Raw genomic sequence first — 22,843 nt, 5'->3', positions numbered from 1 at the left:
TTCATTCCTCCGCACCCCCTCCCTTTCGCGTCGTTTCCATGAGCCCAGTCGCCGCCAAGGCCAAAGCCGCCGTTCCCGAGATCCTGGCCACCGTCACCGCCAACGGCGACGTGCTGCCCATCGAACCGACGGCGGCGACGGCCAGGAAGACCGCGGCCCGGGTCCGAACGGCGGCGCCCAAGGCTGGGGCCGCCAAGCCTGCGGCCAAGGCCGGCTCCCGGACGACCGCCAAGCCCGCCGCCGCCAAAGCCGCAGCCGAGAAGCCCCCGGCGGTGGTCCTCGACGACGGCCTCGACGGGGATGAGGATCTGCCCGAGACCGGCGGCGATCTCCGCAAGGACGCCAAGGGCGCGAAGGCCCTCGCCAGCATCAAGGTGGGTCCCAAGGGCGTCTACACCGAGGATTCGATCCGCGTCTACCTCCAGGAGATCGGCCGCATCCGCCTGCTGCGGCCCGATGAGGAGATCGAGCTGGCCCGCAAGATCGCCGATCTGCTGGAGCTGGAGGAGAAGGCCGCCGAGTTCGAGGCCGACAAGGGCCATTTCCCCGACACCAAGGAATGGGCGGCGATCTTCGACATGCCGCTGATCAAGTTCCGCCGCCGGCTGATGCTGGGGCGTCGGGCCAAGGAGAAGATGGTCCAGTCGAACCTGCGGCTGGTGGTCTCGATCGCCAAGAAGTACATGAACCGGGGCCTGTCGTTCCAGGATCTGATCCAGGAAGGCAGCCTCGGCCTGATCCGCGCCGCTGAGAAGTTCGACCACGAGAAGGGTTACAAGTTCTCCACCTACGCCACCTGGTGGATCCGCCAGGCGATCACCCGTGCGATCGCTGATCAGAGCCGCACCATCCGGCTTCCCGTTCACCTCTACGAGACGATCTCCCGGATCAAGAAGACCACCAAGACCCTCTCCCAGGAGTTCGGCCGCAAGCCCACTGAGGAGGAGATCGCTGAAAGCATGGAGATGACGATCGAGAAGCTGCGCTTCATCGCCAAATCCGCCCAGCTGCCCATCTCGCTCGAAACTCCCATCGGTAAGGAGGAGGATTCCAGACTCGGCGATTTCATTGAGGCCGATATCGAAAATCCTGAGCAGGATGTCGCCAAGAACCTGCTGCGTGAGGACCTGGAGGGCGTGCTAGCCACCCTCAGCCCCCGTGAGCGGGATGTGCTCCGCCTGCGCTATGGCCTCGATGACGGCCGCATGAAGACCCTGGAAGAAATTGGCCAGATCTTCGACGTCACCCGTGAGCGCATCCGACAGATCGAAGCCAAGGCCCTGCGCAAGCTGCGCCACCCCAACCGCAATGGCGTTCTGAAGGAATACATCAAGTAGCCTTCTTCCGCTGCAGGAGACTCAAAAAACAGTTCGGCGAGTGCATGGTCATCCTCTTCAGCGGCTCGCCGGGATTCCGATGACGGAACACGATCCGATGCTCCGCCTGACGGTCGTGCTGCCCACCTTCAATGAGTGCTCCAACGTGGAGCCCATCGTCGAGGAGCTGCTGCCCCTGAGAGACCGCTTCGACCTTGAACTTCTGTTCGTCGATGATGACTCCAGTGATGGAACAGCCGAAAGGGTGCGGATGCTGGCCCACCGCCACGGCTGCGTGCGGCTGATCCGTCGCGTCGGGCGCTTCGGCCTCTCCAGCGCCATCAAGGAGGGAATCCTGGACGCCACCGGCGATGTGGTGGTGGTCATGGACAGCGACGGGCAGCACGAACCCGCCTCGGTGGCCCATGCCGTCTCCGCCCTGCTCGACAGTGGCGGCGATCTCATGGTCGGCAGCCGCTTCCATCCCGCGGCCACGATCATGGGTCTGAGCGAACGGCGGGAGCGGAACTCCACCTGGGCGAATGCGGTGGCCCGCTTCAGCCTGCCCCGCTACCGCCATCTCACCGACTACATGAGCGGTTTCTTCGCGCTGCGCCCCGAGCGCTGCCTGCCTTATGTGCGGCAGGTGGATGTTAACGGCTTCAAGTTTCTCTATGAACTGCTGGCCCTCAGCCACGGCCATCTGGCGGTGGCCGAGGTGCCCCTGAGTTTCCAGCCCCGCAGCGCCGGCGAATCGAAGCTCAACCTGGCGGTGATCTGGGATCTGGGGGTCTCGATCCTTCACACCCTGCTGCTGCGCATGGTGCCGCGCCGGGCCGTCAGCTTCGCCCTGGTGGGCGCCACCGGCATCGGCATCCACCTGCTGGTGTTCGCCTGCAGCCAGGACCTGCTGGGTCTCGGTTTCGAGCAGGCCCAGGTGGTGGCGGTGGTCAGCGCCGGCTGCTCCAACTACCTGATCAACAATGTGCTGACCTTCCGCTCCCAGCAGCTCAGCGGCATCGCCCTGGTGTTCGGCCTGATCCGCTTCCTGCTGGTCACCTCCCTGGGGATGGCGGCCAACGTGGGGGTGTCTTCGGCGTTCTACCGCCAGGTCACCCCCCAGCCGCTGCTGGCCCTGCTGGCCGGCATCGCCGTCGACTTCGTCTGGAAGTACGCGGCGTCCTCCCGCTTCGTCTGGAACACGCCCTAGGGCCGCCCAGCCCGGGGCCCCGGGACCGGTCGGCGTGCCCTGGCCTTAACTTCGCCTTGATCTCGTCGTTGACCCAGCATGGCGTCTGCTGCCCGGGGGGCCCAGCCGGAGAGTGTCCGCGCCCGAAGCCACCGGCAACTGGTCTGGGTGCTGAGCGGCCTCTGGCTGCTGCTGATCTGCTGGCTGGCCTTCTTCCAGGGGCTGGGGAGCGTCGGCCTGATGGACAAGACCGAGGCCCTGTTCGTGGAGGTGGGCCACCAGATGCTGGAGCGGGGGGACTGGATCACCCCCTGGTGGAACGGCGAACGCTTCTTCGACTACCCCGTCTGGGGCTACTGGATGGTGGGGCTGAGCTTCCGGCTGTTCGGGGTCAGCGAATGGGCCGCCCGGCTGCCGGTGGCCCTGGCCGCCAGTGCCGTGGTGGTGGCGGCCTTCGGCCTGATGCTGGCCTGGTCGCCGGCGGGCGAGGCGGGACGGCCGAGGCTGCTCAGGGGCGTCGTGGCGGCCGGGGTGATCGCCACGACCCCGGGCTGGATCGGCTGGGGACGGACCTCCACCACCGACATGTTCCTCTCGAGCGCCATCAGCCTTTCGCTGTTCGGCTTCCTGCTGGCCCATCGCCATCGCTCCGACCCCTGGCGGGCCCCCCTCGGCCGGGTGGCCATGGCCCTGTTCGCCGGCATCGCCGTGCTGGCCAAGGGTCCGGTGGGCCTGCTGCTGCCGGGTCTGGTGGTGGTGGTCTTCCTGCTGCTCACCGGCCACTGGCGAGCCTGGCTGCGCTGGCGGCCCCTGCTGGCCATGGTGGCCCTCTTCCTCGGGGTGAGCGCCCCCTGGTACGCGGCGGCGGCCGCCGTCAACGGCGGCGACTTCCTCGGCGGCTTCCTGGGCTTCAGCAACCTGCAGCGTTTCACCACGGTGCTCTACGACCACCCCGGCCCCCCCTGGTTCTACCTGCCCTGGCTGGTGATCCTGGTGCTGCCCTGGTCGCTGTTCCTGCCCCTGGCGATCGCCGCCCAGGGCTTCTGGCGGCCCAGCCGCTGGCGAACGGCGGCGGCCGACCCCTCCGGTGACGGCTGCGCCCCGGCGGAACTGGGGCTGTTCCTGCTGCTCTGGCTGGTGCTGGTGGTGGCCTTCTTCTCCGCCGCCGCCACCAAGCTGCCGGGCTACATCCTGCCGGCCCTGCCGGCGGCGAGCCTGCTGGTGGCGCTCCTCTGGCGCCCCCTGCCGGAGGCGATCACCCCAGCAGCGGCGGCCCAAGGGCGGACGGGGGTGCGGATCGCCGCCGGCCTCGAGGTGCTGCTGCTGGCGGCCATGGCCGTGGCGGCCGCCCTGGCCCCGGGCTGGGCGGCGGGGGATCCCGCCTACCCGGAGTTCGGCGCCGCCCTGTCGCGCTCAGGGCTGCCCCTGGTGCTCTCCCTGTGCCTGGGGCTGACGGCCCTGGCCCTGCTGCTGCTGCTGCTGCTGCGGCCCAAGGCCACCGACTGGCTGTGGCTGCCCAGCCTGGCGGGTTTCCTGGCGGTGCTCGGACTGGTGATCGCCCCCCTCGCTCCCCTGCTGGACCGGGAGCGTCAGGTGCCCCTGCGCCAGATGGCCCGCACCGCCCAGGCCGCCGCCCGGCCCGAGGAGCCGTTGCTGATCGTCGGCACCTTGCGCTACAGCCTGCTGTTCTACGGCGAGCCGGAGGCGGTCTTCGTCTCCGACCGCCACCACATCAACCAGCTGGCCGTGCAGGGTCCCGCCGCCCTGGCCCTCTCGCCGGGGAGTCGTTCGGTGCGCCTGGTGGGTGACCGCCGCGATCTGGAGGCCCTGGCCCTGCCCCCGCAGGGGATCGAACGGCTGGCCCGCACCGGCGAGCTGGCCCTCTGGCGGGTGCCCCGCCACCACCTGGTGCCGTGATGGGGTTCCACCTGCTGCCACGGGAGAGGATCCTGCTGCCCGGCTGCCTGATCGTGCTGGTGGGGCTGTTCGTGGCGGTGGCCCCGGGCCGGCCCCTGGCCCTGCTGGACGCGGCTGTCCTGGACTGGCTGGGCAACCACTTCCACGGTCTGGTGGGCGGGGTCCTGACCCAGGTGTACCGGGCGACCGGCGTCGGCTTCACCGCCGTCCTGGTGGCGATGGCCCTGGTCCACCTGCTGCGGCGGCGCTGGTGGAAGGACCTGCGCCTGCTGGTGATGGCCACCGGCGGCATCCTGATCCTGGTGGATCTGGTGTTCAAGCCCCTGTTCAGCCGCCAGCGCCCGCCGGGCAGCCTGCTGCCGCTGGATGGCCACAGCTTCCCCAGCGGCCATGCCGCCGGGGCCGTGGCCTTCTACTTCGCCATGGTGGTGATCCTGGGATCCCACCATCCCCGGCAGCGCCGCACCCTGGCGGTAGTGGCCTGCGCCCTGGTGGGTCTGGTCTGGCTCAGCACCCTCTACGTGCGGGCCCACTGGCCCACGGATCTGCTGGCGGGTGCCGCCGTCGGGCTGGCCTGGCTGACGGTGTGCCTGGCCTGCTGGCGCGATCCGCCCCCCGCCGACCCCCAGAGTGGAACGGCCCGACCGCTGCGATCCCCTTGACCACCGACCTGCCCAGCTCCGGCCTGGCCGCTCTGCGGGGCCTGCGCACCGCCCCGGCCCTCGACGGCGAGGGAAGAGCGCTGCTGCGCCAGGAGCTCACCCCCCGGCTGCAGGCCTGTGGGTGGTTCACGATCGGGATCATGGCGCCCTCGGCGGCGGCGGCCCTGACGGCCCTGCGGCAGCTGGAGGCGGCCCAGTGCTGGACGGCCCTGCAGCCGGGGGAATCCGGCGCGGGGGAGCCCGGCCCGGTGTTCCTCAAGGGCAACCAGCGAACGGGACTGTTGCATCTGCGCCACGAGGAGGGCCTCGGCGAGGGCCTGCTGATCACCGGCCATGGCGCCGCCGATCCGGAGGCCGAGGACACCTGGGGGCCCCTGCCCCTCGATCTGTTCGCCTGATCCCATCAGCTGATCACGTTCCGTCCGCGGGCTGGGGACCGGGACGGGCCGATGCCTAGGCTGGGCGGCTGTTGCCTGGCAGCGGTCGCTGCCGCCCGAAGCCGCCGATGACCAGCTCCACCCTGCGCATCGCCTCCCGCCGCAGCCAGCTGGCCATGGTCCAGACCCACTGGGTGCGGGATGAGCTCTCCCGCGCCCACCCCGAGCTGGCGATCACGATCGAGGCGATGGCCACCCAGGGGGACAAGATTCTCGATGTGGCCCTGGCCAAGATCGGCGACAAGGGCCTGTTCACCAAGGAACTGGAGGCCCAGATGCTGGTCGACCGGGCCGACATCGCCGTCCACAGCCTCAAGGACCTGCCCACCAACCTCCCCGAGGGGCTGATCCTGGGCTGCATCACCGAGCGGGAGGATCCGGCCGATGCCCTGGTGGTGCATGGGCGGCACCGGGACCGCACCCTGGCCACCCTGCCCGAGGGCAGCGTGGTGGGCACCAGCTCCCTGCGCCGCCTGGCCCAGCTGCGTCACCATTACCCCCACCTGGTGTTCAAGGACGTGCGGGGCAACGTGATCACCCGGCTGGAGAAGCTCGACGCCGGCGTCTACGACTGCCTGATCCTGGCGGCGGCCGGCCTCACCCGCCTCGGCCTGGGCGACCGCATCCACGAGCTGATCGACCCCGCCATCTCGCTCCACGCCGTGGGCCAGGGGGCCCTGGGCATCGAATGCCGTGACGGCGACACGGCCGTGCTCGAGACGATCGCCGTGCTGGAGCACCAGCCCACCGCCCGCCGCTGCCTGGCGGAGCGGGCCTTCCTGCGCAGCCTGGAGGGCGGCTGCCAGGTGCCCATCGGCGTCAACACCCACTTCGAGGCCGACGAGCTCGTGCTCACCGGCATGGTGGCCAGCATCGACGGCCAGCGCCTGCTGCGCGAGAGCTGCCGCGGCCCCGCCAGCGATCCCGAGGCGATCGGGGTGGCGCTGGCGGGCACGTTGCGGTCCCAGGGGGCCGGGGAGATCCTGGAGGAGATCTTTGCCAGCGTCCGCCCCGAAAGCTGAGGCCTCCGGCCCTCGGGCCTCCGGTCCCCGGACGGCCGGGGCCGAAGCCGACCTGCGGGGGCTGCCCTTCCAGTGGAACCTGCTGGCCTGGGCGGCCCTGGTCGGCACCCTGACGGGCCTGGCGGTGGTGGCGTTCCACGAGCTGCTGGGCTTCATCAACAACTTCCTGTTCGGCCCGTTCGTGGAGGGGCTGCTGGTGATCGGCCGCTCCTCGCCCGCCACCCCCGCCGACCTGCCGCCGATCGACCTGCCCCCGCTGGCCCCCGACAGCGGCACCCCCCTGCGGGCCCTGCTCCAGCTCGGACTCGACGGGATCGGCCTGCTGGCGGCGGCACCGCCGCCGCCCCCACTGCCCGAACCCCCGCCCATCAGCCTGCCCACCCCGCCGGACTGGCTGGCCCTCTGGCCCGTGGTGGTGGTGCCGACCCTCGGCGGCCTGGCGGTGGGTCTGCTGCGCCATGTGGCCGGCAGCATCGGTCCGGGGCTGTCGAGCCTGATGGCGATCGCCGACGGCCGCCAGGGGGGCGAACCGCGTCTGCCCTGGCTGCGGCTGGTGGCGGCCTCCCTGAGTCTGGGCAGCGGCGCCTCCCTCGGCCCCGAGGGCCCCAGCGTGGAGGGCGGCGGCAACATCGGCCTCTGGGTGGCCCTGCGGGGCCGCCTCTCCCCCCAGGCCCAGAAGGCCCTGGTGGGGGCCGGGGTGGCGGCGGGCCTGGCGGCCGGCTTCAAGGCCCCCATCGCCGGGGTGTTCTTCGCCTTCGAGGGCAGCTACAGCGCCATTCCGGGTCGCCCCAGCCTGCGGGCGGTCCTGGTGGCGGCGGTGGCCTCGGCCCTGGTTACCCAGCTCTGCCTCGGCGACACGCCCATCCTGCGCCTGCCCGCCTATGAGGTGCGCTCCCCGCTGGAGCTTCCCCTCTACCTGGGGCTGGGGCTGCTGGCCAGCCTGATGTCGTGGCTGCTGATCCGCCTGCTGGCCGCCGGCCGCGACGAGCGGATCCAGGCCGTGGTGCGACGGTTGCCGCCCGGGCTGCCCACGGCCCTGGGCGGGGCGGCCCTCGGCGGGATGGCCCTGGTGTTCCCCCAGGTGCTCGGGGTCGGCTACGACACGATCGAAGCCCTGCTGGGCCGGGACGGCGGCATTCCCCTGCTCACCCTGGTGGCCCTGATCGGCGTCAAGCTGGTGGCCACCACTGTCAGCAACGCCACGGGCTTCGTGGGGGGCGGCTTCGCCCCCTCCCTGTTCCTGGGGGCGGTGCTGGGCAGCTGTTACGGCCAGGCGCTGGGCAGCGGCGGCCTGAACCTGCCGGTGGCCGAACCCCCCGCCTACGCGATGGTCGGCATGGCGGCGGTGCTGGCCGGCAGCGCCCGGGCACCGCTCACCGCCCTGCTGCTGCTGTTTGAGCTCACGCGGGACATCCGCATCGTGCTGCCGCTGATGGCGGCGGCCGGCCTCAGCGCCGCCCTGGTGGAGCGCTGGCAGGGCATTCAGGATCCGGGTCTGATGGGGCCGGATCCCCAGGAGGAGCGTCGCCGCGGCGAGCTCGCGGCCATTCCGGTGGAGGAGGCCTTCGACCCGGAGGCGCCGCTGGTGCTGCCGGCCGCCATGGCGGCCTCAGCGGCCCTGGCCCGGCTGATCGACAGCCATGGCCATTGCCTGCTGGTGGAGCGGGCCGGTCTGGCCCTGGGGCTGGTGACGATCGGCGACCTGCAGCGTGGCCTCGCCTCGGAGCTCAGCCGTTCGCAACCGCCGCGCCTCGAGGATTGCCTGCGGACCGACCTGGTCTGGCTGCCGGCCGGGGTGCATCTGGACCGGCTGGAAGACCAGCTCAGGCCCAATGGCCTGCGGCAGCTGCCGGTCTTCGCGGTGCCGGAGGGAGCGGGGGGCCATCTGCCCCATGGTCTGCCCCCCGGGGGGCTCGCCGTCGAGCTGCTGCGGGGGGTGGCCAGCCGCGACGGCATGGCCCGGGCCCTGGCCCGGCGCCTTCAGGCCGCTTCGGAGCGGCCCTCCATCAACGCCTCGGCGACGGGATCGACCTGAGAGAGGAGACCCAGAATCCGCTGCAGGTCCAGTTCGGAGAGCTCACCGTCATGGCCCCACTTCAGCGACGTGCTGTTGAGCTGGTCGGTGGTGGGTTCGTGAGTGGAATCGAACATGGGAAGGAAATCGGCGGTTCTGGAGCGCGCCGCTGTTGATCGAGTTTGAAGACATTAGGTGTTTGCACCGAGACATCAAACCCTTCCTGAACAATCTCCAGAATCTCTTCGGTCGCTCCCTGTGTTGCCGCAAACGCCCTTCGGCGCTCAGGGTTTGATCACCACCGGTGTGCCCACCTCCACCTGGTCAAACAGGGCGCGGACATGGGGCGTGAGCATCCGGACACAGCCGTTGGTGACGGCGGAGCGGGAGGTGACGGTCCAGGCCCAGGCGCTCGGGGTGCCGTGGATGCCGTACTGGTTGGGGCCGCTGCGCTTGAAGCCGATCCAGCGGTCGCCGAGGGGACCATTGGGCCCCTTGGTGGGGCTGATCTTGCCGCTCACCGTGCTCTGGTACTGGGGGTTGACCACCTTGGTCTCCACCAGGAACCGCCCCTTGGGGGTGGGGGTGCGGGCGTCGCCGATGGCCACGGGCCAGCTGCCCAGCACCTTGCCGTTGTCCCGCAGGCTGATCGTGCGCTTGCCCAGCTCCAGCACGATCTCACGGGTGCTGGTGACGGTGGCCTTGGCCGGAGCCGGAGCAGGGGCCGGACCCGGGGCGGCGGTGGCGGGGGCCGCCACGGCGGGGGCAACCGCAGCGGGGGTCGCCGGGACCGTCACGCTGGCGGGTGCGGTCGGCGCCGCGGCGCTGGGAAGGCCTGTGGTCGCAGGCGCCGGGGCCGGCGCTGGCACCGGGGCCTCGACGGCTCCGGCGGCCTCCGCCATGGCGGCCCCCCAGCCGGCGGTCAGGAGCAGGGACAGGACCAGGGAGCGCGACATGGGCGGAACGGGATCGGAGGGACCGCGGCGGGGCGGCTGCCGGTGGAGGTCAGTCGACCAGGCGGGGATCGACGACGGAAAGATAGCGATCTTCGCATTCCTTGATGATGCGAACCGCCTCGCCACTGTCACGGAATCCGTTCACCTTGCAGGTGCCGGGCTTTTTCAGATCCTTGTAGTGCTCCCAGTAGTACTGGGTTTCCTTGAGCCAGTGCTCTCCGAGCTGGGTATAGCTGGTGATGTGGTCCATGCGCTTGTCGTCGGCCAGGACGGCGATCACCTTGTCGTCCACCTCGCCGCCATCGTCGAAGCACATGATGCCGATGATGCGCGCCTCCACCAGGCTGCCGGGCACCAGGGGCTCGGTGACGCCGACGATCTCGATGTCGAGGGGATCGCCGTCCTCGTCCCAGGTGCGGGGAATGCAGCCGTAGGCGAAGGGGTAGGCGAGGGAGGAATAGCCCACCCGATCCAGCTTCAGGTGGCCGGTTTCGGTGATCAGCTCGTACTTGTTGATCGTGTTCGAGTTGAGCTCCACGATGGCGTTGAGCCGCAGCTCGGCCTCATCGGCGAAGGCCGGCAGCACATGCAGCAGGTTGAGCATGGTGCGGCTGGGGGCGTGGTCGATGTTCGCCATGGTGGGGGCTTTTCTGCGGCGGCATCTTAGGCATCGGGCCCCGGCTGGCCTGCTCAGCCCTCTCCGCTCAGCTGGCCGACCTTGGCGCGCAGGTAGGAGAGGAAGGGCCGCGCACCCAGGGGCCGGCCGGTGACCCGCTCCACCAGCTCCTCGGCGTTCACCGAGCGGCCGTGGGGCCAGATGTGGCTGGCGAGCCAGCCCTGCAGGGCGGCCGTCTCCCCCGCACCGATCAGCGTCTCGATGGAGCCGATCTCCCTTTCCAGGGCCTCCGAGATCTGGGCGCTGATCAGGTGGCCGAGGGCGTAGGAGGGGAAGTAGCCGAACAGCCCCTCGGCCCAGTGGATGTCCTGGAGGCAGCCTTCGGCGTCCGTGGCCGGCTGCAGCCCCAGCAGCTCCTTCATGCGTCGGTTCCACGCGGCGGGCAGCTCCTCCACCGGCATCCCCTGCTCCAGCAGGGCCAGCTCCAGCTCGAAGCGCATCACGATGTGGAGGCTGTAGCTCAGCTCATCGGCCTCCACCCGGATGAGCCCCGGCCGCAGGGGATTGAGGGCCCGCCAGAAGCCGAAGGCGCCGCCCCACGGGTCGGACCCCAGGCCCCGCTGGAAGCGGGGATGCCAGCGCTCGGCGAAGGCCCGGCTGCGGGCCACCCGGCACTCCCAGAACAGGGACTGGGATTCGTGCACCCCCATCGAGGTGGCTTCCCCCAGGGGCCAGGGGAAGTAGTGGTCGTCGCCGCGGGGCAGGCCCTGCTCGTAGAGCGAGTGGCCCCATTCATGGGCGGTGGCCAGGAAGGCCGAGAAGGGTTGGCCCTCCACCACCCGGGTGGTGATGCGGAAGTCCTGGGGGCCCACCGTGCAGGAGAAGGGGTGGGCGGATCGGGACCGCTGACAGCGGGCCGCGTCGTAGCCCCAGCTGTCCAGCAGTTCACCGCACAGCTGCTCCTGCAGGGGCTCCGGCACCGCATGGGGCTCCACTGGGGTCGTGGCGGGCGCGGCCGCCACCGACTCCAGCAGTCCGGGCAGTTCCGCCGCCAGGGGGGCGAACAGCTCCGTCAGCCGGGCCTTGCTGATGTCGGGTTCGAACGGCTGGGCCAGGATCTCCCAGGGGCTGCGGGCCACGGGTTCGGCGTCCGCCAGCTGGCCGGCCTGCTCGCGGCGCAGCCGGATCAGCTCCCGCAGCGCCGGGGCGAAGGTGGGGAAGGCGTTGGCCGCCCTCGCCTCCTGCCAGACGGCGTTGCCGTGGGACTGGGCCCGGGCCAGGGCGGTGACCAGGTCCGGATCGAGGCAGCGCTGCCGGTTCAGCTCCAGCCGCAGCAGCTGCAGGTTGCGGCGCCGCTGGGGCGGGGCGGTGCCATCGAGCTCGGCTTCGGCGGCGGCCACCAGATCGGCGTAGGCGTCACTGCTCTGGCGCTCGTGCAGCTGGGCGGCCAGCAGGGCCAGCTGCTCGCCGCGCCAGGGGGCCCCGGCGGCGGGCATCACCGTGTTCTGGTCGTAGTAAAGGGTGCTGCTGATCGAGCCCAGCAGGCGAGTCGTGTGCAGGTGCCGCTGGAGCTGGTCGAGGGCCGGAGCCGCTGCAGACATGGGATCGGTGGAGCCGGTGCCGCCATGCTGCCCCCACCGCGGCCCCGATACGGATCGCACCACGGCTGTCCCGGCCGGCCGCCGGCGGCGCCATGGTGGAGGTCGACCCTTCCGGCGCCGGATCGATGCATCCCCCCTCCCCGGAGCAGGCCCTGGTGCTCGCGGCCATCGAACGGTTCATGGCTGACCCCGACCTGGCCCTGGAGGGGCAGCCCGCCGGCAGCGGATCCGGCGATGTGCTCAGTGCGATCCTGCACGCCCTGGCCAGGGTGCTGCCGCTCGAGGAGATCGAACTGGCGGTGACGGGCCTGCTCACGGTCCACTGCGACCAGCTCGATGACGACACCCAGCTGGTGCTGGAGGCCCTGCTCACCGCCATCGAGCGCGACGACGACGAAATGGCCCTCGACAGCCTGCTGGCCAGTGAGGCCAGCCTGCTGGAGGCCAATGCCCTCGACGGCAACGACCTGCTGGTGTGGGATCCGACCGAAACCCCGCCGCTGCAGGAGGTGGAGATCCTCGACGTGCTCGAGCGCTACCCCTGCCGCGGCGAGGGGGCCCGCTGGAGCTGCGACGACTTCGTGGCCCTGCTGGAGGGCAAGATCCTGCAGTGGCGCAAGACCATGGTGGCCCTGGACATCCTCCAGGAGCAGCCCGGCACCCGGCCGTCCGCCAGCACCATGGTGCTCCTGGTCCCGCAGGATCCCGCCGCCCCCATCGAGCAGCTGGAGGTGGGCGTCACCCTGCGGCCGCCGCCACCGGAGTCCAGTGGAGACGCATCGGCACGCAGCCTTCCAGACTGACCTTCACGGGGCAGCGCTCGCCGGCGCTGATCAGCAGGTCGCGCTGGTCGGCCCCGAGGCCGTCGGGCAGATCGATCCAGGCCTCCAGCAGGGCGATGCGGCGCTCGCCGCTGCTGCTCATGCCCTTCTCCACCCGCACCCGGGCGCCCTCAAGGGGAATCCCATGGCGTTCGGCCACGATGCCCATCACCGTGAGCAGGCAGGTGGCCAGGGCCGTCGCCACCAGATCGGTGGGGGAGAACGCCTCCCCCAGGCCCTGGTTGTCCACGGGGGCATCGGTGATCAGCCGCGACCCCGACGGGGCGTGCTCCGCCGCGCAGCGCAGGGCGCCCTCGTAGCGGCAGGTGATCGTGGTCATGGCGGGCGATCGGATAAAGGAAGGCAGCGCCAGGGTGGCAGGGATCCGGGCCCTACATTCGTCCCCCTCGCCGCGGATCCTTGTCCCTGATCCCCATGGTGGCCACCCAGCCGGCCGGGGCGCTGCCGGAGACGATCCGGCTGGCGGTCACACCGGTGTTCCTGCTGGCGGGCATCAGCGGTCTGCTCGGGGTGATCACCACCCGGCTGGCCCGCATCGTCGATCGGGCCCGCCTGCTCAAGGAGCGCAAGGGGGCCGCCACGGTGGCCCAGGAGCGGGAGCTGCAGGAGGAACTGATGCTCCACCGCCGGCGGATGTTCATGGCCTCCCGGGCCTTCGCCTGCGCCACCACCAGTTTCCTGCTGGTGGCCACCGTGGTGGTGGTGCTGTTCGTGAGCACCCTGGCCACGGTCGATCTCACTCCGCTGGTGGCGCTGCTGTTCGTGCTGGCGATGGGTTCGCTGATGACGGCGGTGGTGCTGCTGCTGCGGGAGGTGCAGCTGGGCAGCCTGGCGCTGCGACGGTTCTGAGGGCCGGGCCCCTCGCTGGACGCCCCGGCTCAGGGGGCCGCCAGGCCCATCTCCTCCAGCAGCCGCCGCTGCTGCCGCGCCTCCACGAAGCGGTGGGCGGCCATCGCCCCGCTCACCGCCACCGGCGGCACGCCGATGCCCGGGAACACGCCGGCCCCGCAGAGCACCAGCCCCTCGACCGGGGTGGAGCCACCGGGGAAGGGCCCGCCGCTGGCCGGCCAGGCGGGGCCGTAGCTGCCCTGGTGCATCCGCAGGTAGTGGCGATGGGTGAGAGGGGTGCCCTGCAGTTCCAGCACCACCCGCTCGCGCCAGTCGGGCAGCACCCGTTCGAGCGCCTCGCCGAAGACGGCGCAGCGTTCCCGCTTGAGGCTCTCATAGGCGGCACTGCCCCGCTCCAGCCCCTGCCACAGCTCCCAGGGCTCGTTCGCCGGGGTGTAGCCATGCAGCACCTGGTGGCCCGGCGGCGCGCAGGACGGATCGAGCCGGGAGGGCATCGAAAGCACCACCATGTTGCGCTCGGCCCCGATCCCCCGTTGCCAGTCGCCCACCCAGACGTGGTGGATGGGCAGGTGGTCGAGGTCGTCGCCCCGCAGGGCCAGGTGCCAGTGCAGGAAGCCGGCGCAGGCCGGCGTGGCCGTCTGGCGCCGCCGCCAGCGGGACGGCACCGCTTCCTCGGGCAGCAGGGCGAGCAGGTCCCAGGGGCTGGTGTTGGCGATCACCCCGCGGCCCGCCTCCAGGCGCTCCCCGTTGGCGAGGCGGACGCCCACCGCCCGGCCCTGCTCCACCAGGATCTCCTCCACCGCCGCGCCCGTGCGCAGCCGGCCGCCGTGGCGCTCCATGCCGCGCACCAGGGCCGCCGCCACGGCCCCGCTGCCGCCGATGGGGTAGTCGAGGCAGGCATCGGTCTCGAACCACTCCCCGAACAGGGTCGCCATGGCGGCGGCGCTGGTCTGGTCCATGGGCAACCCGGAGATCAGGAAGCAGAGCAGGTCGACCCAGTGGAGCAGGAACGGATCGCTGAGGTGGCGGCGCGCGATCGGCCCGAAGGCGCCCCCCAGGGCCGCCAGCCGGCCCGCCTGGCCCAGCAGGCGCAGGGCGTTGCCGCCGCCGAGGGTGGTGGCCAGACCCGCCCCGGGCCGCAGGGCCAGCAGGGGCAGGGAGCGGGCCGCTTCGCAGCTGGGTCGCAGGGCCGTGAGGAAGCGGTCCCACTCGGCCGCCACCGCCGGGCCGCGGAGATCCCTCAGCAGCTCCAGGAAGGGAGCCTGGCCCACCCCCACCCGCAGGGACCCCTCGGGCAGCAGCAGGCCCCAGTCGCGGTAGGTGGCCACCGGCAGGGATTCCCCCACCGCCCGCAGCACCTGGGCCAGGGGATTGGTGCTGGGCCACCGGCCCAGACCGCTCCAGAGCGACGGACCGGATTCAAAGTGGAAGGGACCGCGCCGGAACCCGTGGGCCGCCCCACCGGGGGTGGTGTGGGCCTCGAGCACCAGCACCTCCAGCCCGTGACGGGCGGCGATGGCCCCGGCGCAGAGGCCGCCCAGACCGCTGCCCACAACAATCAGATCCACCTTGGAAGGCCCGGGGCCGCGCCGCAACCATGCTGTGGATGTGATTCTATTCAGATTCCCTTCGGATTGAAGCCAATCGCTGGCGCCGATCTCTGACTAGGATTTTTCGAGAAATCAAAGGTTTTGCATTGTCGCAGGGTTTTTCCACCACCACCCTGCCCGAGAGCTTTCCGGCGCTTCCGAACGCCACACCGCCTGGGGCGGAGGCCGGGATGGCAGAGAACGCAGCCACGACCTCACCTGAGGGGCCACCGGTTCGTCAGCCCATTCGGGGTGATTTCGAGCTGAAGCCGTTCATGGACAGTTCGGATCTTCGGGCTTCCTGGCAGATCGCCAACACCGTCCTCCCCTATGCCGCCCTCTGGTGGGTCGCCGACTGGAGCCGTCAGCACGCGCCCCTGCTGCTGATCCCCACCCTCGGGCTGATGGTGCTGCTGCTGGCCCGCTGCTTCTCCCTGATGCACGACTGCGGCCACGACTCCCTGTTCCGCCACCGGCGCGCCAACCAGGTGTTCGGCTTCCTGCTGGGCGTGCTCAGCGCCATCCCCCAGTACCCATGGTCGCGGGGCCATGCCTACCACCACCGCCACAACGGCGACTGGGAGAAGTATCAGGGCCCCTCGGCCCTGGTCACCACCGGCGCCTTCGCCGCCCTTCGGCCTGGGCAGAAGCGGGTCTACCGCTGGCTCCGCCACCCGCTGATGCTGTTTCCCGGCGGTTTCTTCTACCTGGTGATCAAGCCCCGCCTGGCCCTGCTGCTGGGGCTGGGGGGCTTCTTCCCCCATCTGGCGGCCTGCCTGCGCGCGCCGGAGCCGATGGGTCCGGGCCGGATCCTCAGCAGCTACCGCTCCCGCCACTGGTACACCCAGGGGGAATTCCGCCACCTGCTGGCCAACAACGTCGCTGTGATCGGCTCCTGGTGGCTGATGGCCCACTGGCTGGGCGCCGGCGTCTTCTGGTCGCTCTACGCCCCGGTCATGGCCTGCGCGGCGGCGATCTTCATCTGCATTTTCTTCGTGCAGCACAACTTCCCCGGCTCCTATGCCCATGCCACCGCCGGCTGGAGCGAGATGACGGGGGTGCTGGAGGGCACCAGCGACCTGGAGCTGCCGCCCCTCCTCAACTGGTTCTCCGCCGACATCGGCTGCCACGCGATCCACCACCTCTCCTCGAAGATCCCCAATTACCGGCTGCGGGCCTGCCAGGAGCGCAATGCCCACCTGCTGCAGGGCGTCCGGCGCCTGTCCCTGGCTGACATCCCCGGCTGCTTCAGCTACATCCTCTGGGATCCCCAGGCCTGCCGCCTGACCACCATCGAGGGGCTGGCCACTGCGCCGGTGGCTCCCGCTGCGGCCTGACCGCCCGTTCCCTGGCTAGGGATGGGTGCCATTGACAGCCGCGCAGGCGGGGCCGGCATGCTGCGTCAGACCCTGAGCCGCCTTCAGGTCACCACCCGGGGGGAGGGCTTTGATGACATCACCGGAGCGGTCAACGGCCTGATCGCCGCCAGCGGCCTGGTGCTCGGTACCGCCACCCTCGCCAGCCTGCACACGTCCTGTTCCCTGACGGTGAATGAGAACGCGGACCCCGGGGTGCTGGTGGATCTGGCCGCCTTTCTGCGGGCCCTGGTGCCCCCCGAGGGGGTGCGGTCCCTGAGCGGCCAGGGGGAGCGGCGCCCCTGGGTGCACGATGACGAAGGGCCCGACGACATGCCGGCCCACATCCGCACCGCCCTGACCTGCACCAGCCTGGTGCTGCCCTTCGAATCCGGCCGCCTGCTGCTCGGCACCTGGCAGGCGGTGTATCTGTGGGAGCACCGCGCCCGACCCCACCACCGCAGCCTCAGCCTGCATCTGGTCGGCGAATGACACTGACTGCCACCCACTGCCCCCCACCGCCATGGCCGCTCGACCGCTGACCCCCGCCCAGATCGCCGCCCTGCCCGGTGACCTGCCTCACTGGACGCTGCGGGAAGGCAAACTGCACCGCGAACTGCGCTTCAGCGATTTCTCCGCCGCCTTCGGCTTCATGGCCCGGGTGGCCCTGGCGGCCGAGGCGATGGGCCACCACCCGGAATGGTGCAACGTCTGGAACCGGGTGACGATCAACCTCACCACCCATGACACCGGCGGTCTTTCGAACCTCGATGTGGATCTGGCCCGCCGCATCGATGCGTTGGTGGGCTGACCCAAACGGCGTGTCTAGCTCCCCTGGGTGCACCCCCGCCGCACCCATGGGATTTCGCTACCTCGATCGGATCGCCACCAAGGAGAACATCCAGGCGTTCCTTGAACTCGCCGATCTGGCCGCCGGCGCGGGTGCCTCGGCCAACAACGTCTTCCTGCTCTCCCATCGGCTGCGCCAGTCCCGTCCGATGCAGGTGTGCCGGGCGCTGCTGGGACGGGACTCGGCCGCCGCAGCCCTGATCGAGCAGCGGCGGCTCAGTGGCCCCTACGACGCGGCCGCCCTGCGCGCGCTGCCGAAGGGAACCCTGGGGCACACCTACGCCACGGTGCTGGAGACGATGGGATACGACATCAACTTCTTCCCCGCTCCTGAGTTCTACGCCAATCTGGAAACCGACGCCGATTACATCAACTACCGCGTCTACGCCACCCACGACATTCATCACATCGTCAGCGGCTTCAGCCTCGATACCTTCGGGGAACTCGGCGTCATCAGCATGAGCGTGGCCCAGTTCTCGCATCCCGGGCTGGCCTTCACTGATCTGATGGCCCTGCTGCTCAACTGGTTCCGTAACGACACCCCGATCGACGAACTGACGACGCCGGCGGAGCAGGCCCGTACCGCCAGCTACGCCTTCGGCATGATCAGCAAGGGTCTGCACATCGGCGTCGAGGCCCAGCCGCTCTTCCCGGTGATCTGGGAGGAGCGGATGGGCCAGGACCTGGAGGAGCTGCGGGCGGAACTGGGCATCGTGGCGGCGCGGGAGGGGACCTGGAGCTGGTACTCCGACCCCTCCCTCATGGCAGCCCTGGCTGCCTGAGGCCTCAGACCATCGCCGGCGCGGCTGGCTGGATCTCGGCCGGCTCGGCCTGGCGGAAGCGCAGCCGCTCCAGTTCCACATCCACCGCGATGGTGCTGCCGGCGGGGAAGGTGCCCGCCAGGATCGCCTTGGCGATCGGCGTCTCCAGTTCCCGCTGGATCGCCCGCTTCAGGGGCCGAGCCCCGTACACCGGGTCGTAGCCGACGGCGGCCAGCCAGTCGAGGGCCTCGCCATCGACGCGCAAGGCCAGCTTGCGTTCCTCGAGGCGTCGGGCCAGGCGCCGCACCTGCAGCTCCACGATCTGGCGCAGCTCCTCTTCCCGCAGGCTGCGGAAGATGATCGATTCGTCGAGGCGGTTGAGGAACTCCGGCCGGAAGTGGCCCCGCAGGGCCTCGTTGACCCGCTTCTCCATCTCGCCGAAGCGGGCCGGATCGCCGGCCAGATCGAGGATCGAGGCACTGCCGATGTTGCTGGTGAGGATCAGCACCGTGTTGGTGAAATCCACCGTGCGGCCCTGGCCATCGGTGACACGGCCGTCATCGAGGATCTGCAGCATCACATTGAACACATCGGGGTGGGCCTTCTCCACCTCATCGAACAGGATCACGGCGTAGGGCCGCCGCCGCACCGCTTCGGTGAGCTGGCCGCCCTCCTCGTAGCCCACGTAGCCGGGAGGGGCTCCGATCAGCCGGGACACGGCGTGCTTCTCCATGTATTCGCTCATGTCGATGCGCACCATCGCTTCCTCGCTGTCGAACAGCTGGGAGGCCAGGGCCTTGGAGAGCTCGGTCTTGCCCACACCGGTGGGGCCGAGGAACAGGAAGCTGGCGATCGGGCGGTTGGGGTCGGACAGGCCGGCCCGGGAGCGCTGGATGGCATCGGCCACCGCCGTCACGGCCCGCTCCTGGCCGATCACCCGGGTGTGCAGTTCGTCCTCGAGATGCAGCAGTTTCTCCATCTCACTCTGGACGAGCTTGCTGACCGGAATCCCCGTCCACTTGGCGATCACCTCGGCGATGTCGTCCTCGGTGACCTCTTCGCGCAGCAGGTTCTTCTGGCCGGCATGGGCGCTCAGCTCGGCCTCCTTGGCGGCCAGCTTCTTGTTCAGTTCCGCCAGGGTGCCGTACTCCAGTTCGGCGGCCTTGTTGAGGTCGTAGTTGCGCTTGGCCTGCTCCACCTGCAGCTGCACCTGCTCGATCTCCTCCTTGATGGCGGAGAGTTCGTCGATCGAGCCCTTCTCCTTCTGCCACTGGGCGTTGAGGCTGCTCTGCTGCTCCGCCAGGTCGGCCAGTTCCTTCTCCAGCCGTTCCAGACGATCCTTGCTGGCGGGATCCGATTCCCGGCCCAGGGAGAGCTTCTCCATCTCCAGCTGCAGGATGCGGCGGTCGAGCTCGTCGATCTCCTCCGGCTTGGAGGTGATCTCCATCTTCAGCCGGGCCGCCGATTCATCCATCAGGTCGATGGCCTTGTCCGGCAGGAAGCGATCGGCGATGTAGCGGCTGCTGAGCACGGCCGCCGCCACCAGGGCGTTGTCGGCGATGCGCACGCCGTGGTGCACCTCATAGCGCTCCTTGAGGCCCCGCAGGATCGAGATCGTGTCCTCCACGGTGGGCTGGTCGACGAACACCTGCTGGAAACGGCGCTCCAGGGCCGGGTCCTTCTCGATGTGCTGGCGGTGCTCGTCGAGGGTGGTGGCGCCGATGCAGCGCAGCTCGCCGCGGGCCAGCATCGGTTTGAGCAGGTTGCTGGCGTCCATGGCCCCGCCGCTGGCGCCGGCGCCCACCACGGTGTGGATCTCGTCGATGAACAGGACGATTTGGCCCTCGCTGGAGGTGACCTCCTTGAGCACGGCCTTGAGACGCTCCTCGAACTCGCCGCGGTACTTGGCACCGGCGATCAGGGCGCCCATGTCGAGGGCGATCAGCTGGCGGTTCTGCAGGGCGGTGGGGACGTCGCCGTTGACGATCCGCTGGGCCAGCCCTTCGACGATGGCGGTCTTGCCGACGCCGGGTTCACCGATCAGCACCGGGTTGTTCTTGGTGCGGCGCGAGAGGATCTGCACGGTGCGGCGGATCTCCTCGTCGCGACCGATCACCGGATCGAGCTTGCCTTCCCGGGCGGCGGCGGTGAGATCACGGCCGTACTTCTCGAGGGATTCATAGGTGCCCTCCGGGTTCTGGTCGGTCACGCGTTGGCTGCCCCGCACGGCCAGGACAGCCTCGCGCAGCCGGCGCTCATCGGTGCCGGCCTGGGAGAGCAGCTGGCGGCCGCAGCGGTCATCACCGGCCAGGGCCAGCACCAGGTGCTCGACGGCGATGTAGCTGTCCTGGAACTCCTTCTTCAGGGCCTCCGCCCGGTCCAGCACGGCGTTCAGTCCCTTGCCCAGGTAGACGTTCTCAGGGGCGGCGGCCAGGCTGGGCTGGGCAGCGATGAAGGCCTCCAGCTTCTGGCTCAGCACCCCCAGGTCCACGCCGGCCTTCTCCAGGATCCGACTGGCCAGGTCCTGCTGGGCCAGCAGGGCGGCGAAGAGGTGCTCGCTGTCCATCTGCTGCTGGCGCTTCTGCTGGGCCAGTTGCTGGGAGGCCACGACGGCGCCCCAGGCCTTCTCGGTGAACAGGTCGGCGGTGGGATGCATGGGTGACGTTCTCCTTGCGGGCAGTGACTGAAGCCAACGTATGAATCCCGTCGGGATCGGCCGAGTGGGAGGACCGAACCGCGGCGTTCGGCCCTCCTCCCCGGTGGCGGGCGGGCCGTACCGCCGGGTGGGGCGAACCGACCTGCGAGGGGCTCAGCCGCTCAGGGTCCCCCCAGATCGGGCATGGGCACCTGGAAGCCGCGCTGCTGACCGCAGAGCTGGGTGGGGCAGCCGTCCGGGCCGTAGAGCGCATCGGCCGCCGAAAGACAGCCCATGCCGTTCTTCTGGGCCACCTGGGACGGATGGATCCGCAACGGCTGGAGCACGGCCTCGCTTCTGGGCACCACCAGTCGACAGGGGGGAGGTGAGAGACCGGGCCTGGCCTCGATGGCCAGGGGCTGGTTGGGGGTCTGGCCCTGGGCCCGGGCCGGCGCCGCGAAGGGCACCACGATGGCGGTCATCAGGGCCAGGGGCACCCCTGCCGAGGACAGGCCCCCCAGCAGGCCCGGCCGCAGCCCGGCAGAGGTGGGGATCGCCATGATGGGAACTCGGCTGTGCCCCATTCTCGCCTCTGCAGCCCTTCCGTCTCCGATGTCCTCCCCCGCCGACGACCAGGCCCTGGTGGCCGACCTGGCCAGAGCATCCCTCAGCCTTGGCGGGGCCGGGGAGCCGGAACGGGACTGCTGGCGGGTGGTGCACCGCCACGTCCATGGAATGTTGCCCAGCGAGTACGACATCCGTGAAATCGACGAGGATCTGTTCCTCGCCGTCCTGGCCAGGCGCAAAGCCGACTCTGCTGCTGCAGCAGACGATCCGGCCTGACCGTCGACCCTGCGGAAGGTGACAGCAAGGGACAGCAGATGACCCCATGCACGTACGTTATGCACCGCCCGTCCATCGGGCACCTCCGGGCCGTTTGTCGTTTTCGTATTCGCCATGGCCAGCGTGAACATCGCCCGCGGCCGCCTCTACCTCCTGGCCAAGGTGCCCAGACGCGACGGTTCCCCGGGCCTTCACCAGACCCGCATCGCCCTGCGGCTTGATGACACCCCGATCAACCGGCGCACGGCCGCCAAGCTGTTGCAGACCCTGGAGAAGCAGCTCGCCTCAGGATCCTTCGACTGGTCCTACTGGAGCGACGATGCCGCTGTCGGCGTGACGTGGCGGGAGGCGATCGCCAGGCTCTACAGGAAGAAGGTCGTGCTGGGTCGCACGTCAGAGAGCACCTGGGAGGTGAGCTACATGGGCCGGCTGCGGCAGATCCCCCAAGGCAGCACTGTCACCACCGACTCGATCGCCGCAGCGCTGCAGCGGTACGACCGGGGCAGCTGCTCCTACAAGGAGCTCTGGTACCTGCTGCAGCACCTCGCCGGACTGGTGGGCGTGCCGTTCCCCGAGCTGCCGGTGCCCACCTACGGCCAGGCCGAACTGGTGGCGGTGCCGACCGATGAGGAGATCATCAGCTGGCTTGAGGCCACCCCACAGCCGGCGCGGTGGTACCTGGCGATGGCCGCCACCTACGGCCTCCGGCCACATGAGATCGAGGGGGCGGTACTGATCGATCGGGACTACTGTCAGGTGGCCGAGCGCACCAAGACCGGATTCCGCACCGTGGTCCCGTTACCGCGAGAGTGGGTGGAGCGGTTCCAGCTGCACGACCGCCAGCACCGCTCCGGGCCCAGGGTCAGCAGCCGGCCTGATGCCGTGTCGAAGTGGCTGTCGAAAGCTTGCAGGGGCGTACCGTGGCGGCCGTACTCGCTGAGGCACGCCTACGCCGGGCGGCTCTGGCGCGAGGGTGGCTCGCGGCTGGACCTCTACACGGCGGCCAGGTTGATGGGCCACACCCCGCAGGTCCACGCCAGGACGTACAGATCCCACATCCAGCCGCATCAGGTGGCCGAGGCGGCGGAGAGGGCGTTAGGGGGTGGGTGAGCTGGGAGGTGCTACTCGTTGCCCCATGCTTCCAGTTCATCGGCAATGGCCAAAATGTCGGCTTGACGAATAAACAAGCCATCGCCGTCACTACTGCCGCGAAGCAGATCCTTGCTGTTGGCAAGTGCCCGCAGGCCAGCGGCAGCGGGATCAGTGATCTCCGAGCGGAACCAGGGCCTGGTGCGAAGCTGACCAAAGCATGCGGAATGGATCGCGTCAGCGGTTGGGCTTAGGTCGCTCATCGTTGGTCTCCAGCTGGTGCCGGCACCACCGCCGCCAC

The 22,843-nt window shown here is 70.1% G+C and carries 24 protein-coding genes; 15 read left to right on the top strand and 9 right to left on the bottom strand.

The genetic code is table 11. The features are described from left to right. Positions 1-38 precede the first annotated feature (38 nt). The 7 genes from rpoD (at position 39) to L107_RS12845 (ending at position 8,578) form a co-directional block, all read left to right on the top strand. Entirely contained in the window at positions 39-1,337 is a 1,299-nt protein-coding gene (gene rpoD, locus L107_RS12875; RefSeq protein WP_159819459.1) for an RNA polymerase sigma factor RpoD, read from the top strand. Positions 1,338-1,416: 79 nt separating this feature from the next. Further along, complete coding sequence (locus L107_RS12870; protein ID WP_159819457.1) at positions 1,417-2,526, top strand: glycosyltransferase family 2 protein; 1,110 nt, start codon at positions 1,417-1,419, stop codon at positions 2,524-2,526. A gap of 78 nt (positions 2,527-2,604) precedes the next feature. Beyond that, the gene (locus L107_RS12865) at positions 2,605-4,422 is read left to right on the top strand and encodes a glycosyltransferase family 39 protein (RefSeq protein WP_159819455.1); all 1,818 of its coding nucleotides are present in this window, start codon (positions 2,605-2,607) and stop codon (positions 4,420-4,422) included. Then, positions 4,422-5,084 carry a phosphatase PAP2 family protein gene (locus tag L107_RS16930; protein ID WP_159819453.1) on the top strand — a complete coding sequence of 221 codons (663 nt, stop codon included), beginning with the start codon at positions 4,422-4,424 and terminating at the stop codon, positions 5,082-5,084. Before L107_RS12865 ends, L107_RS16930 begins: the two co-directional genes overlap by 1 nt. Further along, positions 5,081-5,482: a DUF1824 family protein gene (locus L107_RS12855; RefSeq protein WP_159819451.1), complete on the top strand. Its 402-nt coding sequence runs from the start codon at positions 5,081-5,083 to the stop codon at positions 5,480-5,482. Before L107_RS16930 ends, L107_RS12855 begins: the two co-directional genes overlap by 4 nt. Positions 5,483-5,589: 107 nt before the next feature. Further along, the gene (gene hemC, locus L107_RS12850) at positions 5,590-6,543 is read left to right on the top strand and encodes a hydroxymethylbilane synthase (protein WP_159819449.1); all 954 of its coding nucleotides are present in this window, start codon (positions 5,590-5,592) and stop codon (positions 6,541-6,543) included. Beyond that, positions 6,518-8,578, top strand: coding sequence for a chloride channel protein (locus L107_RS12845; protein ID WP_159819447.1), 2,061 nt, complete (start codon positions 6,518-6,520; stop codon positions 8,576-8,578). The genes hemC and L107_RS12845 overlap by 26 nt, the downstream gene beginning before the upstream one ends. On the opposite strand, the gene L107_RS16390 is transcribed toward L107_RS12845, so the two are convergent. The 4 genes from L107_RS16390 to L107_RS12830 all read right to left on the bottom strand — a co-directional run bounded on the left by L107_RS16390 (position 8,524) and on the right by L107_RS12830 (position 11,730). Then, positions 8,524-8,694 (bottom strand): hypothetical protein, encoded by a 171-nt coding sequence (locus L107_RS16390; RefSeq protein ID WP_015107769.1) that lies wholly within the window; start codon positions 8,692-8,694, stop codon positions 8,524-8,526. The genes L107_RS12845 and L107_RS16390 overlap by 55 nt on opposite strands. A 147-nt stretch (positions 8,695-8,841) precedes the next feature. After that, positions 8,842-9,513, bottom strand: coding sequence for a L,D-transpeptidase (locus tag L107_RS12840; RefSeq protein ID WP_159819445.1), 672 nt, complete (start codon positions 9,511-9,513; stop codon positions 8,842-8,844). Between the two features lie 49 nt (positions 9,514-9,562). Beyond that, on the bottom strand, positions 9,563-10,150 hold the full coding sequence (locus tag L107_RS12835) for an inorganic diphosphatase (RefSeq protein WP_159819443.1): 588 nt from the start codon (positions 10,148-10,150) through the stop codon (positions 9,563-9,565). A 53-nt stretch (positions 10,151-10,203) separates the two neighbouring features. Then, a complete protein-coding gene (locus L107_RS12830; protein WP_159819441.1) occupies positions 10,204-11,730 on the bottom strand; it encodes a carboxypeptidase M32 in 1,527 nt (508 codons plus the stop codon). 125 nt (positions 11,731-11,855) lie between these two features. Between L107_RS12830 and L107_RS12825 the strand changes: the two genes are divergently transcribed. Next, entirely contained in the window at positions 11,856-12,533 is a 678-nt protein-coding gene (locus L107_RS12825) for a hypothetical protein (protein WP_159819439.1), read from the top strand. Here L107_RS12825 and L107_RS12820 read toward each other — a convergent pair. Next, on the bottom strand, positions 12,469-12,891 hold the full coding sequence (locus tag L107_RS12820) for an OsmC family protein (RefSeq protein WP_159819437.1): 423 nt from the start codon (positions 12,889-12,891) through the stop codon (positions 12,469-12,471). The two genes, L107_RS12825 and L107_RS12820, sit on opposite strands and share 65 nt — an antisense overlap. Positions 12,892-12,971: 80 nt before the next feature. On the opposite strand from L107_RS12820, the gene L107_RS12815 reads away from it, so the two are divergent. Continuing rightward, positions 12,972-13,421 carry a DUF2721 domain-containing protein gene (locus tag L107_RS12815; RefSeq protein WP_236550686.1) on the top strand — a complete coding sequence of 150 codons (450 nt, stop codon included), beginning with the start codon at positions 12,972-12,974 and terminating at the stop codon, positions 13,419-13,421. 29 nt (positions 13,422-13,450) lie between these two features. Here the strand turns inward: L107_RS12815 and L107_RS12810 are convergent, their stop codons facing one another. After that, on the bottom strand, positions 13,451-14,989 hold the full coding sequence (locus L107_RS12810) for an NAD(P)/FAD-dependent oxidoreductase (RefSeq protein ID WP_236550685.1): 1,539 nt from the start codon (positions 14,987-14,989) through the stop codon (positions 13,451-13,453). 296 nt (positions 14,990-15,285) lie between these two features. On the opposite strand from L107_RS12810, the gene L107_RS12805 reads away from it, so the two are divergent. The 4 genes from L107_RS12805 to L107_RS12790 are packed head-to-tail and all read left to right on the top strand — an operon-like array spanning position 15,286 to position 17,996. Further along, entirely contained in the window at positions 15,286-16,347 is a 1,062-nt protein-coding gene (locus L107_RS12805) for a fatty acid desaturase (protein WP_201295894.1), read from the top strand. A 57-nt stretch (positions 16,348-16,404) separates the two neighbouring features. Then, on the top strand, positions 16,405-16,857 hold the full coding sequence (locus tag L107_RS12800; RefSeq protein WP_159819432.1) for a secondary thiamine-phosphate synthase enzyme YjbQ: 453 nt from the start codon (positions 16,405-16,407) through the stop codon (positions 16,855-16,857). 31 nt (positions 16,858-16,888) lie between these two features. Then, positions 16,889-17,176, top strand: a complete 288-nt coding sequence (locus L107_RS12795) for a 4a-hydroxytetrahydrobiopterin dehydratase (RefSeq protein ID WP_159819430.1) — start codon at positions 16,889-16,891, stop codon at positions 17,174-17,176. Between the two features lie 46 nt (positions 17,177-17,222). After that, positions 17,223-17,996 (top strand): Coq4 family protein, encoded by a 774-nt coding sequence (locus L107_RS12790; protein ID WP_159819428.1) that lies wholly within the window; start codon positions 17,223-17,225, stop codon positions 17,994-17,996. Between the two features lie 4 nt (positions 17,997-18,000). On the opposite strand, the gene clpB is transcribed toward L107_RS12790, so the two are convergent. Both clpB and L107_RS12780 read right to left on the bottom strand, forming a co-directional pair. Then, the gene (gene clpB, locus L107_RS12785) at positions 18,001-20,631 is read right to left on the bottom strand and encodes an ATP-dependent chaperone ClpB (protein WP_159819426.1); all 2,631 of its coding nucleotides are present in this window, start codon (positions 20,629-20,631) and stop codon (positions 18,001-18,003) included. A 161-nt stretch (positions 20,632-20,792) separates the two neighbouring features. After that, a complete protein-coding gene (locus L107_RS12780; RefSeq protein WP_159819424.1) occupies positions 20,793-21,170 on the bottom strand; it encodes a hypothetical protein in 378 nt (125 codons plus the stop codon). A 52-nt stretch (positions 21,171-21,222) separates the two neighbouring features. On the opposite strand from L107_RS12780, the gene L107_RS12775 reads away from it, so the two are divergent. Together L107_RS12775 and L107_RS12770 are read left to right on the top strand one after the other, a co-directional pair. Continuing rightward, on the top strand, positions 21,223-21,453 hold the full coding sequence (locus tag L107_RS12775) for a hypothetical protein (protein WP_159819422.1): 231 nt from the start codon (positions 21,223-21,225) through the stop codon (positions 21,451-21,453). A 114-nt stretch (positions 21,454-21,567) separates the two neighbouring features. After that, positions 21,568-22,563 (top strand): hypothetical protein, encoded by a 996-nt coding sequence (locus L107_RS12770; protein ID WP_159819420.1) that lies wholly within the window; start codon positions 21,568-21,570, stop codon positions 22,561-22,563. An 11-nt stretch (positions 22,564-22,574) separates the two neighbouring features. On the opposite strand, the gene L107_RS12765 is transcribed toward L107_RS12770, so the two are convergent. Beyond that, positions 22,575-22,843 (bottom strand): hypothetical protein (locus tag L107_RS12765; RefSeq protein WP_236550684.1); only part of this gene is annotated, 269 nt, incomplete at its 5' end.

The organism is Cyanobium sp. Copco_Reservoir_LC18 (genome assembly GCF_009834675.1).
GTDB lineage: Bacteria > Cyanobacteriota > Cyanobacteriia > PCC-6307 > Cyanobiaceae > Cyanobium > Cyanobium minutissimum.
The sequence above is the reverse complement of the archived record's forward strand: the minus strand, read 5'-3'. Positions and strand labels throughout refer to the sequence as shown.